This is a genomic window from Pantoea cypripedii, from assembly GCF_002095535.1.
GTDB lineage: Bacteria > Pseudomonadota > Gammaproteobacteria > Enterobacterales > Enterobacteriaceae > Pantoea > Pantoea cypripedii.
On sequence record NZ_MLJI01000001.1, the window covers coordinates 3,539,695 to 3,559,684 of the forward strand.

A 19,990-nucleotide genomic window follows, 5' to 3' on the forward strand; every position below is an offset into this window, starting at 1 on the left:
GTGGCCATTTATGGCCACCGTTTAACCGCCGACTGTGATCTTAGTCCCACCAGACATCAAAGAGTTCAGTCACCTGGATATCTGCCAGCTGGCGATCCTGTAACCATTTGCGTACCAGCTCACGGTGTTCATCGGTGCATTTGCCGGTCTGTTGCAGGCATACCAGCCCTTCCCATACCAGGTAGCCGCTGCCATCGTAGGCCAGACCATTTGGGTCGATCGCTTCGTTGATAAACGCATCGAGCGTGCTATCAATCTGCTCCTCGCTGGTGCCTTCAGCAAAACGCCAGGCGACGGAGAAACCCAATTCCTGAAACTCATCAATATGCAACTTCTTACGTAAACGACGGCTGCGCTGTGTGGCCATTATTTCACCCTCTCAAACATCAGATCCCAAACGCCATGGCCCAGTCGCTGCCCGCGTTGCTCAAATTTAGTTAACGGACGCGTTTCCGGACGCGGCACGTAATCATGGCTGGCTGACTGGTTGTGATAACCATCAATGCTGCTCATCACTTCCAGCATGTGCTGTGCATAGGCTTCCCAGTCGGTTGCCATATGGAAAACGCCCCCCAGCTTCAGCTTACGCATCACCAGCTCAGCAAATGGAACCTGAACGATACGGCGCTTGTTGTGACGCACTTTATGCCAGGGGTCCGGGAAGAACAGCTGCACCATGCGCAGCGAATTATCCGGGATCATCTTCTCCAGCACTTCCACCGCGTCGTGACACATCACGCGCAGGTTTTCCACGCCCGCTTCTTTCGCTGAACCCAGACAGGCACCGACACCCGGCGCATGCACTTCAATACCGAGAAAGTTCTGGTGTGGGTTATTTTTCGCCATCGTCACTAACGATGCCCCCATACCAAAACCAATCTCCAGCACCAGCGGTGCATCGCGTCCAAAAAGTGTGGTCAAATCCAGCGGCACCTGCTGAAACTCGACGCCCATCTCCGGCCAGTATTGATCGAGCGCCAGCTGCTGTCCTTTGGTTAAGCGCCCCTGGCGGCGCACAAAACTGCGGATACGGCGTAATGGCCGTCCGTTCTCATCAAATTCTGGGGTGATGACGTCATTAATCATGTCAAAGCCTGCTGATTAGCCTGTTCAGGGAAACGCGCATTATGCAAAGTTCAATAGCAGAAGCAAGCCTTTGCAATCTTCCGGTTTACACCCTGATCTCTCTGTGCTGGAATTCCTGCCTGATTGTAGAGTAACCATGGAAAATTGCCTTCTTATGATGCAAGCGCCGCAATTCGCGCAACAGGTGCTGGATTGGTATCAGCGCTTTGGCCGCAAAACCCTGCCCTGGCAGCAGGAGAAAACGCCTTATAAAGTCTGGCTCTCTGAAGTGATGCTTCAGCAGACTCAGGTTGCCACCGTTATTCCTTATTTTGAACGCTTTATGGCGCGTTTTCCCACCGTAACCGATTTGGCGGCCGCACCGCTGGATGAGGTGCTGCACCTGTGGACCGGCCTTGGCTACTATGCACGCGCGCGCAATCTGCATAAAGCGGCAAAACAAGTGGTGGATAAGCATGGTGGCGAATTCCCGCGTAATTTTGATGACGTAGCAGCGTTGCCTGGCGTCGGGCGTTCAACCGCGGGTGCCATCTTGTCTTTATCGCTCGGCCAGCATTTCCCGATCCTCGATGGCAACGTAAAACGCGTGCTGGCACGCTGTTACGCCGTCGCGGGCTGGCCCGGCAAAAAAGATGTCGAGAAGCGCCTGTGGCAGCTGAGTGAAGAGGTTACCCCTGCGCAGGGCGTCAGCCAGTTTAATCAGGCAATGATGGATCTTGGCGCGTTAGTCTGTACCCGCTCGCGTCCCAAATGTGAAATCTGCCCGTTAAATAGCGGTTGCGTCGCTTATGCTAACAACAGCTGGGCCAGCTATCCTGGTAAAAAGCCAAAACAGACGCTGCCAGAGCGCACTGGCTGGTTTCTGATGATGCAGGACGGTGACGATGTCTGGCTTGAGCAGCGTCCGCCGGTGGGACTGTGGGGGGGATTGTTCTGCTTCCCGCAATTCACCACAGAGCAGGCGATGATCGACTGGCTGGCAGAGCGTGGCATCCACGCCAGGCCACAGCAGCTCACCGCGTTTCGTCACACCTTCAGCCATTTCCATTTAGATATTGTGCCTATGTGGCTGGCATGGCCTTCGTCCGGGTCGCTGATGGATGAAGCAGGCGGTCTCTGGTATAACTTAGCGCAACCACCGTCAGTGGGTCTGGCTGCGCCGGTCGAGCGCCTGTTGCATGAACTGCGACACCCCCAGCAACTGGCACTGCATACGCGAGTGACCGAAGAGGAAGAGTAATGAGCCGCACCATTTTTTGTACTTATCTGCAACGCGACGCTGAAGGTCAGGACTTTCAGCTTTATCCTGGCGAGCTGGGTAAGCGCATCTACAACGAGATCTCGAAAGAAGCCTGGCAGCAATGGATGTCGAAGCAAACCATGCTGATCAACGAGAAAAAGCTCAACATGATGAACCCGGGCGATCGCAAAGTGCTGGAACTGGAAATGGTGAATTTCCTGTTTGAAGGCAAAGATGTGCACATTGAAGGTTACACACCGCCGGAAAAATAAACTTTCAGGGCCTCACCTTGAGGCCCTTTTCAGGTCAGGCTCGCATTAACAATGAATAAAAAATTGATCGCCATGCTGGCAATCGCACCACTGTTGGTTTCCTGCGCCGGACACAAACAAGGGCAATATCACGAAGAGTGGGTTAAGGACACCAACGGTTTCGACATCCTGATGGGGCAGTTCGCCCACAACATCGAAAATATCTGGGGAATCAATGAGGTTCTGATCGCCGGACCGAAAGATTACGTCAAATATAGCGATAATTATTACACCCGCAGCCACATCAACTTTGATAGCGGTAGCATCACCATTGAAACCATTTCCGGCACCGATCCGATGGCGAGCCTGCGTCAGGCGATCATCACCACGCTGCTGATTGGCGAGGATCCGGGTAATGTCGATCTCTATTCAGATGCCAACGATATTCAGATCAGTAAAGAACCGCTGCTTTATGGCCAGGTGCTGGACAACACCGGCCAGCCAATTCGCTGGCAGGGCCGTGCCGCTAACTTTGCTGACTACCTGATTCAGAACAAGCTGCAGAAACGCACGTCTGGCCTGCATGTCATCTGGTCTGTGACCATTCCGATGGTGCCGAACCACCTCGACAAACGTGCGCATAAATACCTGCCAATGGTGCGTAAAGCCGCTGAGCAGTATGGCGTCGATGCCTCACTGATTCTGGCGATTATGCAGATTGAATCGAGCTTCAACCCCTATGCGGTCAGTAACTCGGATGCGCTGGGGCTGATGCAGGTGGTTCAGCATACGGCGGGTGTCGATGTCTATCGTATGAAGGGGAAATGGGGCCAGCCGAGCCGGAGCTATCTGCTGGATCCGGAAAACAACATTGATGCGGGCACCGCCTATTTGTCGCTGTTGCAGAACACCTATCTGGGTGGGATTCAGGACCCGGTATCACGACGTTATGCGGTGATTACCGCCTATAACGGCGGTGCTGGCAGCGTGCTGCGCGTGTTCTCCAGTGATAAAGATCGCGCGTTTGCCACCATTAACAGCATGTCGCCGAGCCAGGTATATCAGACGCTGACTAACGACCATCCTTCCGCAGAATCACGCCGTTATCTGTACAAGGTGAACAACGCCCAGCGCAGTTATCATCGGTATTAAAGCACTGTAGTGGCGCGATTTATCGCGCAATTCCGGGCACCATGCCAGAAAAATCCGCGCGATAAATCGCGCCGCTACACAGAACGACAGAAGCGGCCATCAGGCCGCTTCTGGCTTTATACCATCATATTCGCTACCAGGTGCTTACGCCCGCTGTCATCTTCTTCGGTGTAAACGCCCTGTAGTTCTGGCGAAAAGCCTGGCAGCAGATTAATGCCCTCTTCCAGCGCGAGGAAATAACGCTGTACCGCGCCGCCCCACACCTCGCCAGGCACCACACACAGCACGCCCGGTGGATATGGCAATGCGCCTTCAGCCGCGATACGCCCTTCTGCCTGCGCAATCGCCACCAGCTCCACATCACCACGAATATATGCCTGATGCGCATCCTGCGGATTGACCACCACCTGCGGGAAGCAGGCTTCGCGGAACATCGCCTTCTGCAAATCTTTCACATCATAGCTGACGTACAAGTCATGCATTTCCTGGCACAGACGACGCAGGGTATAACCCTGATAACGCGCCATATTTTTGCGATACACACTCGGCAGCACCTCCGCCAGCAGCGCATCTTCCTTCACATGCTGTTCGAACTGTTCCAGCATCGCCACCAGGTGTGCCATCTTCTCAGCACTCTCCGCCGGGGTCAGCAGGAACAGAATTGAATTGAGGTCGCATTTTTCCGGCACGATACCGTTTTCACGCAGGTAGTTCGCAAGGATGGTCGCCGGAATGCCGAATGCCGTGTACGCCCCGCTGGCGGCATCAATACCCGGCGTGGTCAGCAGCAGCTTGCAGGGGTCCACCAGATATTGCTCACTGGCATAACCGGCAAAACCGTGCCATTTCGCTCCCGGTTCGAAGCTGAAATACGCCGGATCGGCGGCGATAGTTGCCGTTTCTGCCGACTGCCAGGGCTTACCGTGTACCTGCTCCGGCAGGAAGGGTTGAATCATTTCACAGCGTTGCAGAATCGCTTTACGCGCATCAATGCCCAGCGTGACGCACTCGTGCCACATGCTGCGACCCGCTTCGCCCTGATGCATGCGCGCATTGATATCCAGCGCAGCAAACAGCGGGTAGAACGGGCTGGTGGAAGCATGCAGCATAAAGGCGTTATTCAGGCGCTTATGCGGACAGAAACGTTTCTGACCACGAATATGGTTATCTTTCTTGTGAATCTGCGATGTCTGCGAGAAGCCAGCCAGCTGCTTATGCACCGACTGGGTGACAAAGATACCAGGATCGTTTTCATTCAGATCCAGCGTCAGCGGCGAGCAACCTTCCATCAGCGGGATAAATTGCTCGTAGCCCAGCCATGCGGAATCAAACAGGATGTAATCACACAGATGGCCGATGCGATCCACCACCTGACGCGCGTTGTACACCGTACCGTCGTAGGTGCCGAGCTGGATAATCGCCAGACGGAACGGACGCTGATCTTTCGCCCGCTGCGGTGCCACTTTCTTCACGCGTTCACGCAAATACGCTTCGTCAAAGCAGTGCGCATCAATGCCGCCAATAAAACCAAACGGGTTACGTGCCGCTTCCAGATAAACCGGCGTCGCACCAGCCTGAATCAGCGCACCATGATGGTTGGATTTATGGTTGTTGCGGTCAAACAGCACCAGGTCGCCACGCGTCAGCAGCGCGTTGGTCACCACTTTGTTAGCGCTGGAGGTGCCGTTCAGCACGAAATAGGTTTTATCCGCGTTGAACACTTTCGCCGCGTACTTCTGCGCGTGTTTGGCGGAACCTTCGTGGATCAGCAAATCGCCCAGCTTAACGTCCGCGTTGCACATATCGGAGCGGAAGACGTTTTCGCCATAGAATTCATAGAACTGCCGACCCGCCGGATGCTTTTTAAAGAACGCACCGCCCTGATGTCCGGGGCAGGCAAAGGTGCTGTTCTGCATATCAACGTAGCGCATCAGGGTGTCAAAGAACGGCGGCAGCAGTTTGGATTCATACTCCTGCGCGGCTTCTTCCAGCCGCTCCCACTCTTCCGGCGCGCCGTTGATTTCGCCGGTCACACCCGGCAGTTGCAGCACCTCTTCATCAAAGGCGTTGGCAACAAACACCGGCAGATTGAAGCCGGTATGGCGCAACAGCGCCAGCACGCCACTCCGCGTATCCGCCAGAGAGACGACAACAGCCGCCACATCGGTAAAGTCAGTATTGTCCAGCGTCACCACGTCGCGCATGGTGTTCAGGCTCAGGTTTGGCGCTACAGCAGCGCTGGCAGCAATTTTCAGTGGTGTCATAACACAAATCCCCAGAGGTCAAGGATGAGTGGGTGCCAGTGGCACAGCAATGAGGAAGATTCCCCGGCGAATAACGTCAGACGGATGGGTGCAAAGGTGGATTACAGCCGCAACCGATAGACATCAGTAAAGCCAGATCGCGTCTGTCTTTACTCATGTCCAACAGCGAGCGTTAAGCTGGCCTCACCGCATGGTGAGCGAGAAATGCGAACAACAGATGACGGAGGAACGCTTTCGGCGAAGCGAACGGGAACAAGTGCAAATCTGCATTGTACCGGGCATGGCAGCGTCCTCAGTGTTAAAGGGAATGGATAAACTGGCGCAATAATGTCATCTTTTTTTTGCCGGAACAACCCGCCAGCGGCAATTTCTACGCATGAAAGCATTGAGATAACACATTGATAATAAAAATATTTTATCAGATGATAAAATCAAAAACGCTTAAATATCCGCACCTTATGCAAAATTATGCAAGGTGCGGATATTAATAACAAAGCGTTACAGCCAGTGCTGGGCGCGGATCTTTTCGCCATCGCTAAAGCGACTGAAGCGGAACGGCTGCGCATCCACCGATGGCGTGCTGTTCAGCACCAGATCCGCCATCAGCTGACCGGCTCCGGGGGCAATACCAAAACCGTGGCCGGAAAAACCGGTTGCCAGATACAGCCCGGCCACCTGATCAATGCCGGAGATCACCGGGATTGCATCGGGCATGGTGTCGATCAATCCCCCCCAGCACTGCGCCACCGGCAGATCGCGCAACGGCGGCATCAGTTCTGCCAGACTATGACGCATACGCTGCACAATCGCTGGATCGATCAGGGGATCGAGTACGCGCAACACCTCATAAATCGATCGTTTATCGGCCTGACCGGGCTTCCAGCGCAGCGCTTCATCGACAAAGCATTTGCCAAGACGCAGCTGGAGCGACTTACGCTCCACCCAAAATGCGGGCATAAAGCGCGGGCTGAAACGCAGTGAATCCAGCGTGATATCGGCGGTGTTGGTGGCTGAACTGGCGACGGTCAGCCCGCCGTCCAGCCGCTTCCGCAGCGCCACGCTGCCAAAACTGGCGCAGACGCCAGGATCGAACTCAACCGGACGAGTACGCAGCACGGTTGACAGCACTTTCAGCTGCGGCAGCGTCACTCCCAGCCCCTGCAACAACAGGCGCGACCAGGCCCCACCCGCCACCACCACCTGCTGACAACGGATCGCACCATGCTCAGTCACCACTTCGCTGACGCGACCATTGGTACGTTCGATGGTCCGTACCGCGCAATGCTGTTGCAAATTCAGCCCCAACTCCATCGCCGCCGCGACCATCGCCGGAGCCGCCTTTTGCGGTTCTGCCCGTCCATCCAGCGCCGTATACAACCCGCCGGGATAGCTGGCCTGCAACTGCGGCAGATGCTGGCGCAGCTGTTGCGGCGTCAGCATTTCGCTGTCAATCCCGTAGTGGCGGGCCTCATTCACCCAGCGCTGATGGCGCTCACGTTGTTGCTCAGTGCGGGAGGCGTAAACGATGCCGTTGCGACGAAATCCGGTTTCGCGGTTCAGGCGCATATTCATCCCTTCCCACAGCTGCATACTGAGATTAATCAGCGGCAGCTCGCGCAGATCGCGCCCGGTGCGACGACACCAGCCCCAGTTGCGGCTCGACTGCTCTGCCGCCACCGTGCCTTTCTCCAGCAGCACGGTACGTACCCCGCGCTGCACCAGCGACAAGGCGGTCGCTACGCCGATAATCCCGCCGCCAATAACCACCACGTCGGCGCTGGTCGGAAACTGCGCCGAAGAGGGAACTGCATCAACGCTGGGGCCCATGGTTTATTTCCTCGTCAGGTAAAAGGGCATCAATAGTTATCTTCCACCGTCCAGTTCACCGGAATTTCGGCGATGCTGGTGGTGGTGGGTAATTCCAGCACCGTGCGAATCAGGTGCGCGAGATCTTCCGGCTGGGTCATTTTCTCCGCCGGGACTTCCGTCAACGCCGTCCCCATATCGGTGGCGACAAATCCGGGGCAAATGGCGGTGCAGCGAATGCCATCGGCATCACCGATTTTGCGTAAGCCATGTGCCAGCGCCAGTGCGGCATACTTGCTCATGGCGTACAGGCTGGAGCGCTCGGCTTTAACGCGTTTGCCGGAGAGTGACACCAGCATCACGATGCGCCCGGCTCCGCTGGCCTGCAAATGCGGCCACGTCAAACGGCTGAGACGCATCGGTGATTTGACGTTGACGTCAAAGGTACGATCGAACTCGTCGTCAGTGGCTTCCAGGATCGACAGCGGCAGCATCATGCCTGCGTTATGTACTACCGCATCAATGCGGCCGAATTTTTCGATAGTCGCCGCGACCCACGCCTCTTCGGTGGCGGCATCGAAAGCATCGAAACGGCACACCAGCTGATTGTCGCTATCACTGAGGATGACATCTTGCGGCGAACGACAGCCGAGACTCACCGCCCAGCCGTTCGCCAGCAGATTGGCAGCAATCGCCGCCCCGATACCGCGACTGGCTCCACTGATTAACGCGACCTTTCGTGTTGATTTGCTCATGGGTCTCCCCCGGTTGAATGATTGGAATGATTTTCGTTTCCGCGACAGGCCGATTTACAACGATGCTCGCAGCCGCGTATCCAGCGGGCTAATCAGCGGCGCAATCGCAGCCACTTCCTCCTTCAGCAACGCGACATAATGTTGCTGCACCTCGGGATTCAGCCGTGGTGAGAGGAACGTCAGCCCAAGCGATCCCACCACGCCCGCGCCAGATACCTCGATCGGTACGGCGATCCCGGCGATCCCCGGAATGAGTTCTCCCGGATCGATGGCAAAGCCCTGTTGCCTCGTCTGATCCAGTTTCAGTTGCAGATTTTCCGCCGTCAGTTGCGGCCAGCTGTCGAGCCGTGCCCGGTTACGCGCCAGAATCGCCTGTTGCTGTTCCGCCTCAAGAAACGCGAGGATTGCCAGGCTACCCGGTCCAAGGCCCAGTGGCACAGCGCCCCCGACCGAACCGGTCAGCGTCTGCATCTGGTATTCGCTGTCGTAGCGATCGATACAGACCGAGTCATCCCGATCGCGCGCCATCAGCATCGCCGTCTCGCCAGTCTGCTGGCGTAACCGCTCCAGCGCAGGCTGGAACTGGCGACGCAGACCCGGCCCGCGTGCCGCTTTGGCACCAAACACCAGCAGCTTTGTGCCCAGCCGGTAACACTTGTCGCTCTGCACCTTTTGCAGCAGCTGATGCTCCACCAGCGAATTCAGAATGCGGTGGCAGGTCACTTTGTTCAGGCCAGACAGTTCACACAGCGCTTTCAGCGTTGCCCCTTCACTTCCCGCATCTGACACCAGATCGAGCAACATCACTGCACGATCGAGTAACTGGACGCCATTTTTCCCCGAATTTTCGTTCATCGCCTCACCGCTAATGTTCCACATTATGAAACTTTAAATCATAAGATTTCAGTATATGGTTTTTTGTTGACTAATTTTCTAGCAGATTTCATATTCGGTTGACAAGTGAGCAACGCGATTCAACAAAAAAAGTGGCTCACAGCACAAAATTTACAACACCTGCAGATTCATCCCGACAGAGGAAATATCTATGAAAAACCATCGCATGCGTATTCTGGCTGCTTCGATGTTGCTGTTGGCCGCCCCGGTTATCACCCACGCGGACACGCTGTCCGACATCAAAGCCCGCGGCGTATTAACCGTCGGGGTGAAGAACGACTATCCGCCTTACGGCTACATGGATAACAACGGCAACACCGTCGGCTTTGAGATCAGCCTGGCGCGTTACATCGCCAATGAACTGCTCGGTTCGCCGGACAAGATCAAGCTGGTGCCGGTGAACGCCTCCAACCGTATGCAATTCCTCAATTCCGGGCAGATCGACATGATCATGGCCACCCTTGGCGTGACGCCGGATCGTGCCAAACAGATCGACTTTACCGATGAATATGTTTCCGCTGCTGGCCCGTCGATCCTGGCGCGCAAAGAAGTGAAATTTACCCAGTGGGAACAGCTGAAAGGCCAGAAAATTTGCGGGATTCAGGGTTCCTACTTCAACAAAACCGTGACGCAGAACTACGGCCTGCAACTGGTGAACTTCACCGCGCTGCCGGAAGCCTACCGTGCATTGCAGGATAACCGTTGCGTGGCGATGGTGTTTGATGACATGTCGCTGCAAAACAAGCTGAAAGAACCCGGCTGGAGCGATTACAAAATTGCGGTGAAGCCGTATGAATACCTGCCGATGGCCGGTGGTCTGCGCAAAGGGGATGACGCTTTCCGGGCAGCGGTCGATAAGGCCATCGTCAAAGCCGAAGGCGAAAACAAGCTGATTGGCTGGGAAAAAGAGTTCGATATGCCCGCCTCGCCGTACATTGCCAAACGTGCTGAAGCCGCGCGCGCTGCGGCTAAGTAAGCCGTCAGGAGCGTAACATGTTCGGACTCGATTTCTCCTGGCTGCTCGACCCGACGTACCAGCAATGGCTGCTACAGGGTGTGCTGCAAACGCTGGAACTGGCGGCGCTTTCTTCGCTGTTCGCCATTCTTATCGGCCTGCTGGGCGCTTTTGGCCTGACGTTCCGACTCGCGTGGCTGGATGCCAGTATCGAGTTGTTCGTCGAGCTGTTTCGCAACACGCCACCGCTGCTGCAAATGTTGTTCTTCTACTTCACGCTGACGCAGATTGGCTTTACCAGCGAAGACCCGGTGACCGGGTTGCAGGTGCCGCTGATTAGCGCCTTTATGTCGGCCACCGTGTCGCTCAGCCTGTTTGGCGGCGCGCTGTGCATCGAAGCTTTCCGTTCCGGCTTCGATGCGGTGCCGAAAGCGACGCTGGAAGCGGCGCGCTCCCTGGGTTACACGCGCTGGGGGTTATTCCGCCATGTGCAGATGCCGATTGCCGCGCGCATCTGCCTGCCGCCGCTGACCAACGTCCTGACCAATCTGTTCAAAACCACTTCGCAGGCGTCGGTGATCACCGTCCCGGAACTGATGTATGCCGCCGGACAGATCTATAACGACACCTTTCGCACCCTCGAAGTGATGCTGCTGATTCTGGTGATCTACGTGGTGCTGGTGAGCGCAGTGGTGTGGCTGATTGGCTGGGTGCAGCGCGCGCTGGCCTATCCCGGTTATGGAGCCTGAGTGATGAGCGACATTCTCTATCTGAAACGCAAAAAACAAACGCGCCACGCCTTTCTGTTTATTGGTCTGTTGCTGCTGTTGTTCAGCATGGTCACCGATCGCGGTGGCGAGTGGCACCAGGTGTGGGAAAGGCTGCCTCTGCTGCTCACCGGTTCGATGCACGGCTGGCCGCTGAACGGTGGCTTCATTCTTAACATCTTTATTGGTATCGCCAGCATGGCGATTGCCACGGTGCTCGGGTTGTTTCTCGGCCTGCTGATGTTGGCGAAACGCCGCTGGCTCAGTATCCCGGCGCGCGCGGTGATGAACTTTCTGCGCAACGCCCCCTGGCTGGTGCTGCTGTTTTCCATGCTGTATCTGCTGCCGTATCGCGTGGAGTTGCTGGGTTTTCAGTTCACGTTGTCACCGCTGTTTAAGGCGATTGTCGGTCTGAGTCTGCCCACTGCGGCTAACTTTGCCGAGGTGATCCGTGGTGCAGTGAACTCGGTGCACAGCGGCCAGTGGGAATCCGCCCGCTCACTCGGTTACAGCCCGTGGCAGATCTATCGCATCGTGATCCTGCCGCAGGCGCTGCGCCGCATTATTCCCGGCTGGATGAACCTGTACGCGTTGCTGGCCATCTCCACCGCACTGGCTACCGTTACCGGAGTGCAGGAAGTGGTGACGTTGCTGCGCACCACGCTGGCAACCGAAAGCGAAGGCTCGCTGGTGTATTTCTACGTCACCGTGCTGCTGATGTTCTTCTGTTATTGCTATCCGATTGCCCTGCTGGCGCGTCGGCTGGAAAACCATACCAAAGGGGATGCCATATGATCGATCGCACTCCGTCCCTGATCGAGCTGGACAATATTCACAAATCCTTCGGTAACACCGAGGTGCTGAAAGGCATTTCGCTGGACGTCACCAAAGGCGAAGCGGTGTGTATTATCGGGCCTTCCGGCTCGGGTAAATCCACCATTCTGCGTTGTATTAACGGCCTGCTGCCGATCGACGACGGCTTTATCCGCGTCGGCAATCACCGCGTCCATGAGATCGAGAGCGAAAAAGCGATGCGTCCGCTACGCCATCAGGTGGCGATGGTATTTCAGCAATACAACCTGTTTCCGCATCGCACCGTGCTCGACAACGTGATGATGGCCCCGATGCAGGTGCTGAAACATGAACGCGACGCGGTACACGAGCGGGCGCTGCGCCTGCTGAAAAAGGTGCGGCTGGAAGGGAAAGAGGGGCGCTACCCCGGAGAGCTTTCTGGCGGCCAGCAGCAGCGCGTCGCCATTGCCCGTGCGCTGGCGATGCAGCCGGAAATCATCCTGTTTGATGAAGTCACCGCTGCGCTGGATCCGGAAACGGTGAAGGAAGTGCTGAACACCATTCGTGAACTGGTGGATGACGGCCTGACCTGCCTGCTGGTAACGCATGAAATGCGCTTCGCGCGTGAGGTGTCGCACCGGGTGTGCTTTACCGATAAAGGCAAAATTGTGGAGATGGCGCCCCCGGCGCAGCTCTTTGACGATCCGCAGGATGCGCGCACGCGCGAGTTCCTCGGCCAGGTGTTGTAACGGAGTTGAGAGACATCATGTCTGATCAGGCAATTTTTACTGAAGATTTCAAAACCACCCCTTACTGGTGGGACGCCGCACCGCCGGAAACCTGTCGCGATCCGTTACCGGCTGAAACCGAGGTGGTGATTGTGGGTTCCGGTTTTGCCGGACTTAACGCCGCGATTGAGCTGGCACGCCACGGCAAAAAAGTGGTGGTGCTGGAGGCAAACGAACTGGGCAGCGGCGGCAGCACCCGTACCGGCGGCATGATCAGCAGCGGGCAGAAACTGGTGGTGGGCGGCGCCATTAAAGGCATCGCTCCGGAACTGTTCCAGCGCATGATCGCCGACTCCATCGCCTCCTTTGCCTTTATTCAGGATCTGGTCCGTGAGGAACAACTGGACGCCGATCTGTTTATCGGTGGGCGCTATTTTGGCGCGCATACTCAGAAGCAGCTGGCAGGTTTATATCAGATGGGCGATATCCTGCATCGCGTCACCGGCGTTACGGTGCATAAGATCGATCGCGCCACCCAGGCACCGATCATCGGCTCCGATTTTTATCACGGCGGCATCCTGGTGGATGAATATGGCGGCGTGCATCCGGGTAAATACAACCGCGCGCTGCGCGATCTGGCGCGAAAATTTGGTGCGCAGCTGTTCTCCCATGCGCGCGTCACCGGAGTGGAAAACGAAGGTGGCAGCAAGGTGGTATATACCGAGCGCGGCACGCTGCGCGCGCGTCAGGTGATTTTCCTCACCAACGGTTACACCGATGCCCAGGCGTCGCCTGAGCTGGCAAAACGCATTGTCCCGGTGAAAAGCTACCAGATCGCCACCGAACCACTGCCGCCTGAACTGATGGCGAAGCTGATCCCTGGCGGCCGAATGATCACCGACAGCCGCCGCGATCTGATCTATACCCGCCCCTCCCCCGATGGCACGCGTCTGCTGTTTGGATCGCGTCCCGGCATTATGGATTGCGATGATAAAACCGCGGCGATCCGTATTCGTCAGCGCATGCTGGCGATTTGGCCAGAGCTGGCCCCGTATCGTATCAGCCATGCGTGGAGCGGCCATGTCGGCATGACATGGGATAAGACCGCCTATGCCGGAGAGATGGATAACGCGCGTTTTGCTGTGGGCTGCAATGGCAACGGTGTCGCGCTGATGAGCTGGCTTGGTTATCGCGCGGCGCAGAAGTTACTCGGCACCGAAGCGCGCCCGCTGTCATTTGAACGCAATACCTTTAAACCGATCCCGCTGTACGGCGGCAAACCGTGGTTTTTACCGCTGGTGACCGGCTGGTATCGTTTCCGCGATGCGGTGGATAAAGCACGCGATTGATGTGATATCCGGTAGCGGCATGATTTATCGCGCCGCTGCCGTGAAGTTTGCTATTCAGGCACACAGTTGTTGTAACTCACCTTCGCTGAGGCCTGTCAGCTCGATAATGGTTTCCAGGTCCAGCTTTTTCGCCAGCATACGACGCGCCATTTCCTGCGTTAATCTTTGGCGTTCTTCCTGCCGACCTTCCTGACGACCTTCCTGACGACCTTCCTGACGCCACTGTTGTTCCACAGTCATAATCTGTTCCTTTAGTTGAGGTTTGGCTTGTATCAGTATCTCAACGAGTTTTTCCCGATCATCCGTATCCCCATGTTGCATCAGATAGTAGACCACGTCGACAGAGAGATCATCATTGTAATCCACCGACAGTAACGTTGCCATCGGGTCGATATTTTCCAGTATGTCGCGAAGACGTATGATCTTATGCGCCATTTCCAGCCGTGCTACCGCACGATGCGTCATGATCTCCTCATCCGGGATTACCGTGACGTCAATCAGTGGGAAGGGATGGCAATAAATCTGTTCAGCCAGATGCTGGTTGTGGAATGAAGCCAGCCAGTTCATGGAGTAAGGATAGGGGCTGGTTTTTCCCTGATAAAAAAGTATCGGTACGACAATCGGTAATTCAGCATGACCTTCATCCAGGTGGCGTTGCATGGCAGCAATCGCGTAGCGCATCATGCGTAAGGTCATATGTTTATCCGGTGAGCTTTGATGCTCAATCAGCGCATAAATATACCCTTCACCACTGTCGGTCTTCATCGCCAGCAGAACATCGGAATATAACGCGCGCAGATCCCTTTCAATAAATGTGGTCGTAACCAGTTGCAGAGTGTCCAGATCGCAGTGCTGGCGTATTGATGACGGCAGGTGAATCTCCAGGAACTGCCTGGCAATCAGGGGATGGCTAAGAAACCTTTTGAACAGCGCATCATGCGGAGCCGGGATGACACTCATAAACGTTACACCTGCCAATACGATAGAAGTGCCCGGACGCTACCACCATGAATAACCATATGAAATACAATGAATAAAAACATCACAGAGATTTAAGGGAATCAGAATGGCTTCAGGTAATAATCAGGAATATCACTGGCGAAAATCGTCCATTTTCGACCTTAACTTCATCAATTTGTCACCGTGCCCTGGTGTTCAGGGCGGTAACGGAGAATGAAATACACTTGATTTGGTTCACTGGTCGCATCCTGATTTGGGGAGTACCATTACCCCCAATTTCCTCAACCAGCCGGAGGCTGCATGTTCAAGGCACTGGTCATTGATAATGACGAACAGGGATATCGTACATCCCTGAAAAATCTGGAAGAAAAACAACTACCCGATCAGGATGTCACCCTCGCAGTTAGCTACTCCACCCTTAATTACAAAGACGCACTCGCCATCTGCAACAAAGGCCCGATTGTGCGTCAGTTCCCGATGGTGCCTGGTATTGATTTTGTTGGTCGTGTGATCAGCAGTCGTCACCCGCAATGGCAGCAGGATGATGTGGCGCTGCTGACCGGCTGGGGCGTGGGCGAGAAGTACTGGGGTGGCCTGGCGCAGAAGGCCAGTGTCTCCGGTGACTGGCTGGTGAAAGTGCCTGCGGCGCTGAGTCCGCTACAAACTATGGCGATTGGTACCGCAGGCTTCACCGCCATGCTGTGCGTGATGGCGCTGGAAAAACAGGGCATCACGCCGCAGCACGGTCCGGTGCTGGTGACCGGTGCCAGCGGTGGCGTCGGCAGCTTTAGTGTCAGCCTGCTGGCGCGTCTTGGCTATGAAGTTGTGGCCTCCAGCGGCCGCTCCAGCGACAGCGACTATTTGATCAATACCCTTGGCGCAGCTTCAGTGATCGATCGCAACGAGCTGAGCCAACCCGGTAAACCGCTGGCGAAAGAACGTTGGGCCGCCGCCATTGATAGCGTTGGCAGCCATACCTTAAGCAACGTATTGGCTGGCATGAAGCGGGATGGCGTGGTCGCCGCCTGCGGCATGGCGCAGGGGCTGGATCTGCCCGCCAGCGTCGCTCCCTTTATTTTACGCGGCGTGATTCTGGCCGGTGTGGATAGCGTGATGTGCCCGCTGCCGCTGCGTCAACAGGCATGGCAGCGCCTGGCTGAACTGGTGGAAGCGAATCAGCTGGAAAAACTCACCCGCGTGATCCCGCTCAGTGAAGCGCGTGAAGGTGCGGAACAGCTGCTGGCTGGGAAAGTTCGCGGTCGTTTGATCGTTGATTGCCGGTAACAGCAGGCCGGTACGCAACTGAAATCTGTAGGGTCGCCATTTATGGCGACCTCATGATATGCAATCAGGCCCGCAGTTGAATCTGCGGCCTGCCCTGCTCCGCCTGATGCACCACATCCAGATCGGCCTGATACCAGCGCGTCAGCGTCTGCTCCGTCATCACTTCATGCGGTGCGCCCTCGGCCACCAGTTTTCCCTGATGTAACAACAAAATACGATCCGACCACAGCGATGCCAGATTCAGATCGTGCAACACGGTGCACACGCTGAAGCGGCCATTGCGCGTTAAACGATGCAGTAAACGCAGGCTGTGCTGCTGCCAAAACAAATCCAGTGCCGAGGTGGGTTCATCCAGAAACAGCCAGCCACGCGGCCCATCTTCATGCCACAGCTGCGCCAGTACCCGCGCCAGCTGGACGCGTTGTTGTTCACCGCCAGACAGCGAACGATAATCACGCCGCGCCAGTTCGAGGCTACCGGTGATGTGCATCACTTCCTCAATCACCGCTTTCCCGCCCGCTGTGGGCCAGGGCGCACGTCCCATCGCCACCACCTCTTCCGCTGGCATGGGAAAGGTCAGGGTATTTTGCTGGCGCATCACCGCACGGCGCTGCGCCAGCGGTTCACGCGGCCATTCCGCCAGCGGCTGTTCTCCCAGCCAGCAGTCACCGGCATCCGGGGTGAGAAAACCGGTCAGCAGGCGCAGCAAGGTTGATTTACCGGCACCGTTCGGACCGATCAGCGCCACCATTTCGCCCGGTTCCAGCGTGACGGAGACGTTATCAATCAACGCCCGCGTGCCGTGGCTAAAGCGCAGACCTCGCGCCTGCATACGATCACTCATTTATCCCCCTTTGCTGGCGCAGAATCAGCCAGAGAAACCACGGACCGCCAAGCAGGCTGGTCAGCAGACCTACCGGCATTTCTGCCGGGATCACCACGGTGCGCGCCAGGGTGTCCGCCAGCAGCAATAAGATCGCTCCGGCCAGCGCCGATCCTGGCAACATCCAGCGGTGATCGCTGCCGAGGCAGAAGCGCATCACATGCGGCACCACCAGCCCGACAAACCCAATAATGCCGCTGACCGACACCGCAGTCCCCACCAGCAACGCGCTCAGCACCAGCAACTGCCGCTGGGTACGCTTCACATCGATCCCCATGTAATGCGCATCTTCCTCACCGAGTTGCAGCAGGTTGAGGCGACGCGCCCGGGTCTGGATGGCGATCAGCGCAGGCAGGATCAGCACGGCACATACCGTCAGGCTCGGCCACTGCGCCGAACTCAGGCTGCCCATGCCCCAAAGCGCCAGCTGGCGCAGCTGTTGATCGTTGCTGATCCAGGACAGCACCCCCACCGCCGCGCCGCACAGCGCATTGATGGCAATCCCCACCAGCAGCAGCCGCGACAGGTTCCCCATCGCCAGCCGACTGAAGCTGAAGATCAATAAAGTGACCACCAGGCTACCGATAAACGCGGCCAGCATCGGCAGCCATAACGCAAGGATCGGCGGCAGCGCCACCGGCACGATGATCGCCAGCGCCACCGCCAGACCGGCCCCACTGCTGATACCCAACAGGCCCGGATCGGCCAGCGGGTTGCGGAACAGCCCCTGCATCACCGCACCGGAGACCGCCAGCGCCATGCCCAGCAGCACCGCCAGCAGCACGCGCGGCAGACGGATATTCAGCCAGATCTGCCACACCATATCGCTAACAGGCGCGTGCCACAGCGTGCGCATCGATAGCGGCATCGCGCCAAAATTGGCTGCCATCAGCATGCAAACCAGCATGCTGACCGCCATCAGGCTCAGCCAGCGCAGCATCGCCACGTTAGTCATGTTTCGCCGCTTCAGCCGCACGACGCAGCTTGACGATGGCATCCGGCGTGTCGAGACCAAAGCTCAGCAGCGCCATCTCATCCACCACCAGCAACGCATGATGCTGACCCGCAGGCGTCAGTGCCAGACCGGGCAGTGACCACACCTTTTCTTCACCACCGAGGGTACGCAGGCCATCCTGCCCCACCACCACCAGATCCGGTGCAGCCGCTACCACGCCTTCCTGCGACAGCGGCTGATAATGCGGCACCGCCCCCATGGCATTCACCAGACCGGCGCTGCGAATGGCACCATCAGCGCCGGTTTGCGCACCCGCCGCAAGAGTGTTCATGCCGCTGTGCGCCATGATAAACAGCACCTTCACCGGCAGTGGCTGACTCGGCAGTTGCGCCAGTTGCTTCTGCACTTTTTCCGTCAGCGCTTTAGCTTCCGCCTCACGATGCAGGGCTTTACCAATGGTGGCGATCTTCTCCGGGATAGCGTCAACGCTGTTTTTGCCGGTGACTTCCACCACTTTCACCCCCGCCTGCTCCACCTGTTGCAGCACCAGCGAAGGTTTCGCCAGCTCGCTGCTCAGTACCAGCGTCGGTTTCAGCGCCAGAATGCCTTCAGCATTGAGCTGTCGCATATAACCGATGTTCGGCAACTTATTCGCCTGCGCCGGTTGCTGGCTGGTACTGTCGCGCGCGACCAGATCCTGCTGCGCATCCAGTGCATAGACGATTTGCGTGACATCACCACCAATAGATACCACGCGTTCTGCTGCCAGGGCTGGCAGCGCCAGCGCGGTCAGCAGCAACAGGGTCAGACGTTTCATGCGGCCGCTCCTGGGGTAGTCAGCAACGCCAGTTGTTCACGCCAGCGTGTTTGCTCCGGCGTACCTTCACTGCGCTGACCATAAAGCTGGGCAATCTGCGTGCCATCAGCGGCGAACAGTTCCAGACTGGTGACAAAACCATCACCGCTCTGCTTACGCGTCACCCAGCTTTCGCTGATGTGATCCGCCATCAGATGCAGCGTGAAATTAGGGTTGAAGATATTGATCCAGTTGTCCATCGGCATCAGTTTTTCCACCGCGCCAGTGAAGATTTGGGTACAGCCACGGTTGCCGATAAAAATCATGATTTCGTTGCCGTCCTGCTGCGCCTGGTTCAGCAGCTGCGCCAGCGAATCATTGCTGACCTGCCAGGCGAGATCGTCAGCCACCGCGCGGAACGCCTGCTGGCGTGAAATATTGTGGCGCTTCAGCAGACCGAAGAACTGATGTACATCAGTCATGGCTCGCCATTCGGCTTCTACCGTCGTGGCGTCAAGGGTCTCGCTATGCTGCGGGCCGCTGGCCGGCGTCAGTTCCAGCGAGGTGGCATCCGTGGTGAACTGCGCAATCAACGCATCCCAGGCCGCGATGTCGGTGTTTTCGGTAGTATAGATTTTCAGCACCGCGTCGCCGTGGCGATCAAAAATCTGGATGCTTTGACGCTCACCGCGCGCGGTCATGTCACGCAGGAAGAACGCACTGTGCCACTGCTGCGGGAACAGACGCTGATCCAGCGCGCGTGGGTTGAGAATCAGCCCGGCGTGTTCGCCAAGGTGCAGGTTTTCATACTTGCCTACCTGCTCATGCACTGCGTATTCATTACGGGTGATGCTTTTGGTTTCGCCCACGGCTTCCAGTGCCGCCAGCAGTGCCGGGAAATCGGTTTTCAACGCCTGAGCATCGTGGCCGACGCGCGCTTCACACAGCTGCGCTTCGCCAATGCCCATCAGCGCGGCCAGGTCGCGGGCGTATTTTTTTGGATGTTCGCCTTTCAGGGCCAGATAGTGTTCATAACGTTGGTTCATTGCGCTTGCTCCCATGAAAATGCCCTG

General features: G+C 56.8%; 20 protein-coding genes. 9 read left to right on the forward strand and 11 right to left on the reverse strand.

Annotated features, from left to right (window positions below):
* Window positions 1–40: 40 nt before the first annotated feature.
* Window positions 41–367, reverse strand: coding sequence for a YggL family protein (locus tag HA50_RS16270; protein WP_084876603.1), 327 nt, complete (start codon window positions 365–367; stop codon window positions 41–43).
* Window positions 367–1,086, reverse strand: coding sequence for a tRNA (guanosine(46)-N7)-methyltransferase TrmB (trmB, locus tag HA50_RS16275; protein ID WP_084876604.1), 720 nt, complete (start codon window positions 1,084–1,086; stop codon window positions 367–369). The genes HA50_RS16270 and trmB overlap by 1 nt, the downstream gene beginning before the upstream one ends.
* A 154-nt stretch (window positions 1,087–1,240) precedes the next feature.
* On the opposite strand from trmB, the gene mutY reads away from it, so the two are divergent.
* The 3 genes from mutY to mltC are packed head-to-tail and all read left to right on the forward strand — an operon-like array spanning window position 1,241 to window position 3,729.
* Window positions 1,241–2,326 carry an A/G-specific adenine glycosylase gene (gene mutY, locus HA50_RS16280; protein ID WP_084876605.1) on the forward strand — a complete coding sequence of 362 codons (1,086 nt, stop codon included), beginning with the start codon at window positions 1,241–1,243 and terminating at the stop codon, window positions 2,324–2,326.
* The gene (locus HA50_RS16285) at window positions 2,326–2,598 is read left to right on the forward strand and encodes an oxidative damage protection protein (protein ID WP_084876606.1); all 273 of its coding nucleotides are present in this window, start codon (window positions 2,326–2,328) and stop codon (window positions 2,596–2,598) included. Before mutY ends, HA50_RS16285 begins: the two co-directional genes overlap by 1 nt.
* A gap of 51 nt (window positions 2,599–2,649) precedes the next feature.
* Window positions 2,650–3,729, forward strand: coding sequence for a membrane-bound lytic murein transglycosylase MltC (gene mltC, locus HA50_RS16290; protein WP_084876607.1), 1,080 nt, complete (start codon window positions 2,650–2,652; stop codon window positions 3,727–3,729).
* 116 nt (window positions 3,730–3,845) lie between these two features.
* Here mltC and HA50_RS16295 read toward each other — a convergent pair whose 3' ends face one another.
* The 4 genes from HA50_RS16295 to HA50_RS16310 form a co-directional block, all read right to left on the reverse strand.
* A complete protein-coding gene (locus HA50_RS16295; RefSeq protein ID WP_084876608.1) occupies window positions 3,846–5,993 on the reverse strand; it encodes an ornithine decarboxylase in 2,148 nt (715 codons plus the stop codon).
* Between the two features lie 498 nt (window positions 5,994–6,491).
* Entirely contained in the window at window positions 6,492–7,820 is a 1,329-nt protein-coding gene (locus HA50_RS16300; protein ID WP_084876609.1) for an NAD(P)/FAD-dependent oxidoreductase, read from the reverse strand.
* Between the two features lie 29 nt (window positions 7,821–7,849).
* Entirely contained in the window at window positions 7,850–8,554 is a 705-nt protein-coding gene (locus HA50_RS16305; protein WP_084876610.1) for an SDR family NAD(P)-dependent oxidoreductase, read from the reverse strand.
* A gap of 54 nt (window positions 8,555–8,608) precedes the next feature.
* The gene (locus tag HA50_RS16310) at window positions 8,609–9,409 is read right to left on the reverse strand and encodes an IclR family transcriptional regulator (protein ID WP_084878576.1); all 801 of its coding nucleotides are present in this window, start codon (window positions 9,407–9,409) and stop codon (window positions 8,609–8,611) included.
* Window positions 9,410–9,599: 190 nt separating this feature from the next.
* On the opposite strand from HA50_RS16310, the gene HA50_RS16315 reads away from it, so the two are divergent.
* Genes HA50_RS16315 through HA50_RS16335 form a run of 5 tightly spaced genes read left to right on the forward strand, consistent with a single transcriptional unit; the run spans window position 9,600 to window position 14,039 of the window.
* Window positions 9,600–10,424, forward strand: coding sequence for a transporter substrate-binding domain-containing protein (locus HA50_RS16315; protein ID WP_084876611.1), 825 nt, complete (start codon window positions 9,600–9,602; stop codon window positions 10,422–10,424).
* 17 nt (window positions 10,425–10,441) lie between these two features.
* Window positions 10,442–11,152, forward strand: coding sequence for an amino acid ABC transporter permease (locus tag HA50_RS16320; RefSeq protein ID WP_084876612.1), 711 nt, complete (start codon window positions 10,442–10,444; stop codon window positions 11,150–11,152).
* A 3-nt stretch (window positions 11,153–11,155) separates the two neighbouring features.
* Window positions 11,156–11,965 carry an amino acid ABC transporter permease gene (locus HA50_RS16325; RefSeq protein WP_084876613.1) on the forward strand — a complete coding sequence of 270 codons (810 nt, stop codon included), beginning with the start codon at window positions 11,156–11,158 and terminating at the stop codon, window positions 11,963–11,965.
* Window positions 11,962–12,711, forward strand: coding sequence for an amino acid ABC transporter ATP-binding protein (locus HA50_RS16330; protein WP_244193590.1), 750 nt, complete (start codon window positions 11,962–11,964; stop codon window positions 12,709–12,711). The genes HA50_RS16325 and HA50_RS16330 overlap by 4 nt, the downstream gene beginning before the upstream one ends.
* Window positions 12,712–12,728: 17 nt before the next feature.
* Entirely contained in the window at window positions 12,729–14,039 is a 1,311-nt protein-coding gene (locus HA50_RS16335) for an NAD(P)/FAD-dependent oxidoreductase (protein WP_084876614.1), read from the forward strand.
* A gap of 54 nt (window positions 14,040–14,093) precedes the next feature.
* Here the strand turns inward: HA50_RS16335 and HA50_RS16340 are convergent, their stop codons facing one another.
* A complete protein-coding gene (locus HA50_RS16340; RefSeq protein WP_084876615.1) occupies window positions 14,094–14,999 on the reverse strand; it encodes an Rpn family recombination-promoting nuclease/putative transposase in 906 nt (301 codons plus the stop codon).
* A 300-nt stretch (window positions 15,000–15,299) separates the two neighbouring features.
* On the opposite strand from HA50_RS16340, the gene acuI reads away from it, so the two are divergent.
* Window positions 15,300–16,283 carry an acrylyl-CoA reductase (NADPH) gene (acuI, locus tag HA50_RS16345; RefSeq protein WP_084876616.1) on the forward strand — a complete coding sequence of 328 codons (984 nt, stop codon included), beginning with the start codon at window positions 15,300–15,302 and terminating at the stop codon, window positions 16,281–16,283.
* 64 nt (window positions 16,284–16,347) lie between these two features.
* Here acuI and HA50_RS16350 read toward each other — a convergent pair whose 3' ends face one another.
* From HA50_RS16350 to HA50_RS16365, 4 genes are read right to left on the reverse strand one after another with little or no spacing between them, the layout of a single operon-like run.
* Window positions 16,348–17,127 (reverse strand): heme ABC transporter ATP-binding protein, encoded by a 780-nt coding sequence (locus tag HA50_RS16350; protein ID WP_084876617.1) that lies wholly within the window; start codon window positions 17,125–17,127, stop codon window positions 16,348–16,350.
* Window positions 17,120–18,121 (reverse strand): FecCD family ABC transporter permease, encoded by a 1,002-nt coding sequence (locus HA50_RS16355; protein WP_084876618.1) that lies wholly within the window; start codon window positions 18,119–18,121, stop codon window positions 17,120–17,122. Before HA50_RS16355 ends, HA50_RS16350 begins: the two co-directional genes overlap by 8 nt.
* Window positions 18,114–18,938: a heme/hemin ABC transporter substrate-binding protein gene (locus HA50_RS16360; protein ID WP_084876619.1), complete on the reverse strand. Its 825-nt coding sequence runs from the start codon at window positions 18,936–18,938 to the stop codon at window positions 18,114–18,116. Before HA50_RS16360 ends, HA50_RS16355 begins: the two co-directional genes overlap by 8 nt.
* Window positions 18,935–19,963: a hemin-degrading factor gene (locus tag HA50_RS16365; protein ID WP_084876620.1), complete on the reverse strand. Its 1,029-nt coding sequence runs from the start codon at window positions 19,961–19,963 to the stop codon at window positions 18,935–18,937. Before HA50_RS16365 ends, HA50_RS16360 begins: the two co-directional genes overlap by 4 nt.
* Window positions 19,964–19,990 lie beyond the last annotated feature (27 nt).

Excerpts from the sequence above, each read along its gene's own strand:
- HA50_RS16270 (WP_084876603.1), bottom strand. The coding sequence starts at position 367 with ATGGCCACACAGCGCAGCCGTCGTTTACGTAAGAAGTTGCATATTGAT.
- trmB (WP_084876604.1), bottom strand. The coding sequence starts at position 1,086 with ATGATTAATGACGTCATCACCCCAGAATTTGATGAGAACGGACGGCCA.
- mutY (WP_084876605.1), top strand. The coding sequence starts at position 1,241 with ATGATGCAAGCGCCGCAATTCGCGCAACAGGTGCTGGATTGGTATCAG.
- HA50_RS16285 (WP_084876606.1), top strand. The coding sequence starts at position 2,326 with ATGAGCCGCACCATTTTTTGTACTTATCTGCAACGCGACGCTGAAGGT.
- mltC (WP_084876607.1), top strand. The coding sequence starts at position 2,650 with ATGAATAAAAAATTGATCGCCATGCTGGCAATCGCACCACTGTTGGTT.
- HA50_RS16295 (WP_084876608.1), bottom strand. The coding sequence starts at position 5,993 with ATGACACCACTGAAAATTGCTGCCAGCGCTGCTGTAGCGCCAAACCTG.
- HA50_RS16300 (WP_084876609.1), bottom strand. The coding sequence starts at position 7,820 with ATGGGCCCCAGCGTTGATGCAGTTCCCTCTTCGGCGCAGTTTCCGACC.
- HA50_RS16305 (WP_084876610.1), bottom strand. The coding sequence starts at position 8,554 with ATGAGCAAATCAACACGAAAGGTCGCGTTAATCAGTGGAGCCAGTCGC.
- HA50_RS16310 (WP_084878576.1), bottom strand. The coding sequence starts at position 9,409 with ATGAACGAAAATTCGGGGAAAAATGGCGTCCAGTTACTCGATCGTGCA.
- HA50_RS16315 (WP_084876611.1), top strand. The coding sequence starts at position 9,600 with ATGAAAAACCATCGCATGCGTATTCTGGCTGCTTCGATGTTGCTGTTG.
- HA50_RS16320 (WP_084876612.1), top strand. The coding sequence starts at position 10,442 with ATGTTCGGACTCGATTTCTCCTGGCTGCTCGACCCGACGTACCAGCAA.
- HA50_RS16325 (WP_084876613.1), top strand. The coding sequence starts at position 11,156 with ATGAGCGACATTCTCTATCTGAAACGCAAAAAACAAACGCGCCACGCC.
- HA50_RS16330 (WP_244193590.1), top strand. The coding sequence starts at position 11,962 with ATGATCGATCGCACTCCGTCCCTGATCGAGCTGGACAATATTCACAAA.
- HA50_RS16335 (WP_084876614.1), top strand. The coding sequence starts at position 12,729 with ATGTCTGATCAGGCAATTTTTACTGAAGATTTCAAAACCACCCCTTAC.
- HA50_RS16340 (WP_084876615.1), bottom strand. The coding sequence starts at position 14,999 with ATGAGTGTCATCCCGGCTCCGCATGATGCGCTGTTCAAAAGGTTTCTT.
- acuI (WP_084876616.1), top strand. The coding sequence starts at position 15,300 with ATGTTCAAGGCACTGGTCATTGATAATGACGAACAGGGATATCGTACA.
- HA50_RS16350 (WP_084876617.1), bottom strand. The coding sequence starts at position 17,127 with ATGAGTGATCGTATGCAGGCGCGAGGTCTGCGCTTTAGCCACGGCACG.
- HA50_RS16355 (WP_084876618.1), bottom strand. The coding sequence starts at position 18,121 with ATGACTAACGTGGCGATGCTGCGCTGGCTGAGCCTGATGGCGGTCAGC.
- HA50_RS16360 (WP_084876619.1), bottom strand. The coding sequence starts at position 18,938 with ATGAAACGTCTGACCCTGTTGCTGCTGACCGCGCTGGCGCTGCCAGCC.
- HA50_RS16365 (WP_084876620.1), bottom strand. The coding sequence starts at position 19,963 with ATGAACCAACGTTATGAACACTATCTGGCCCTGAAAGGCGAACATCCA.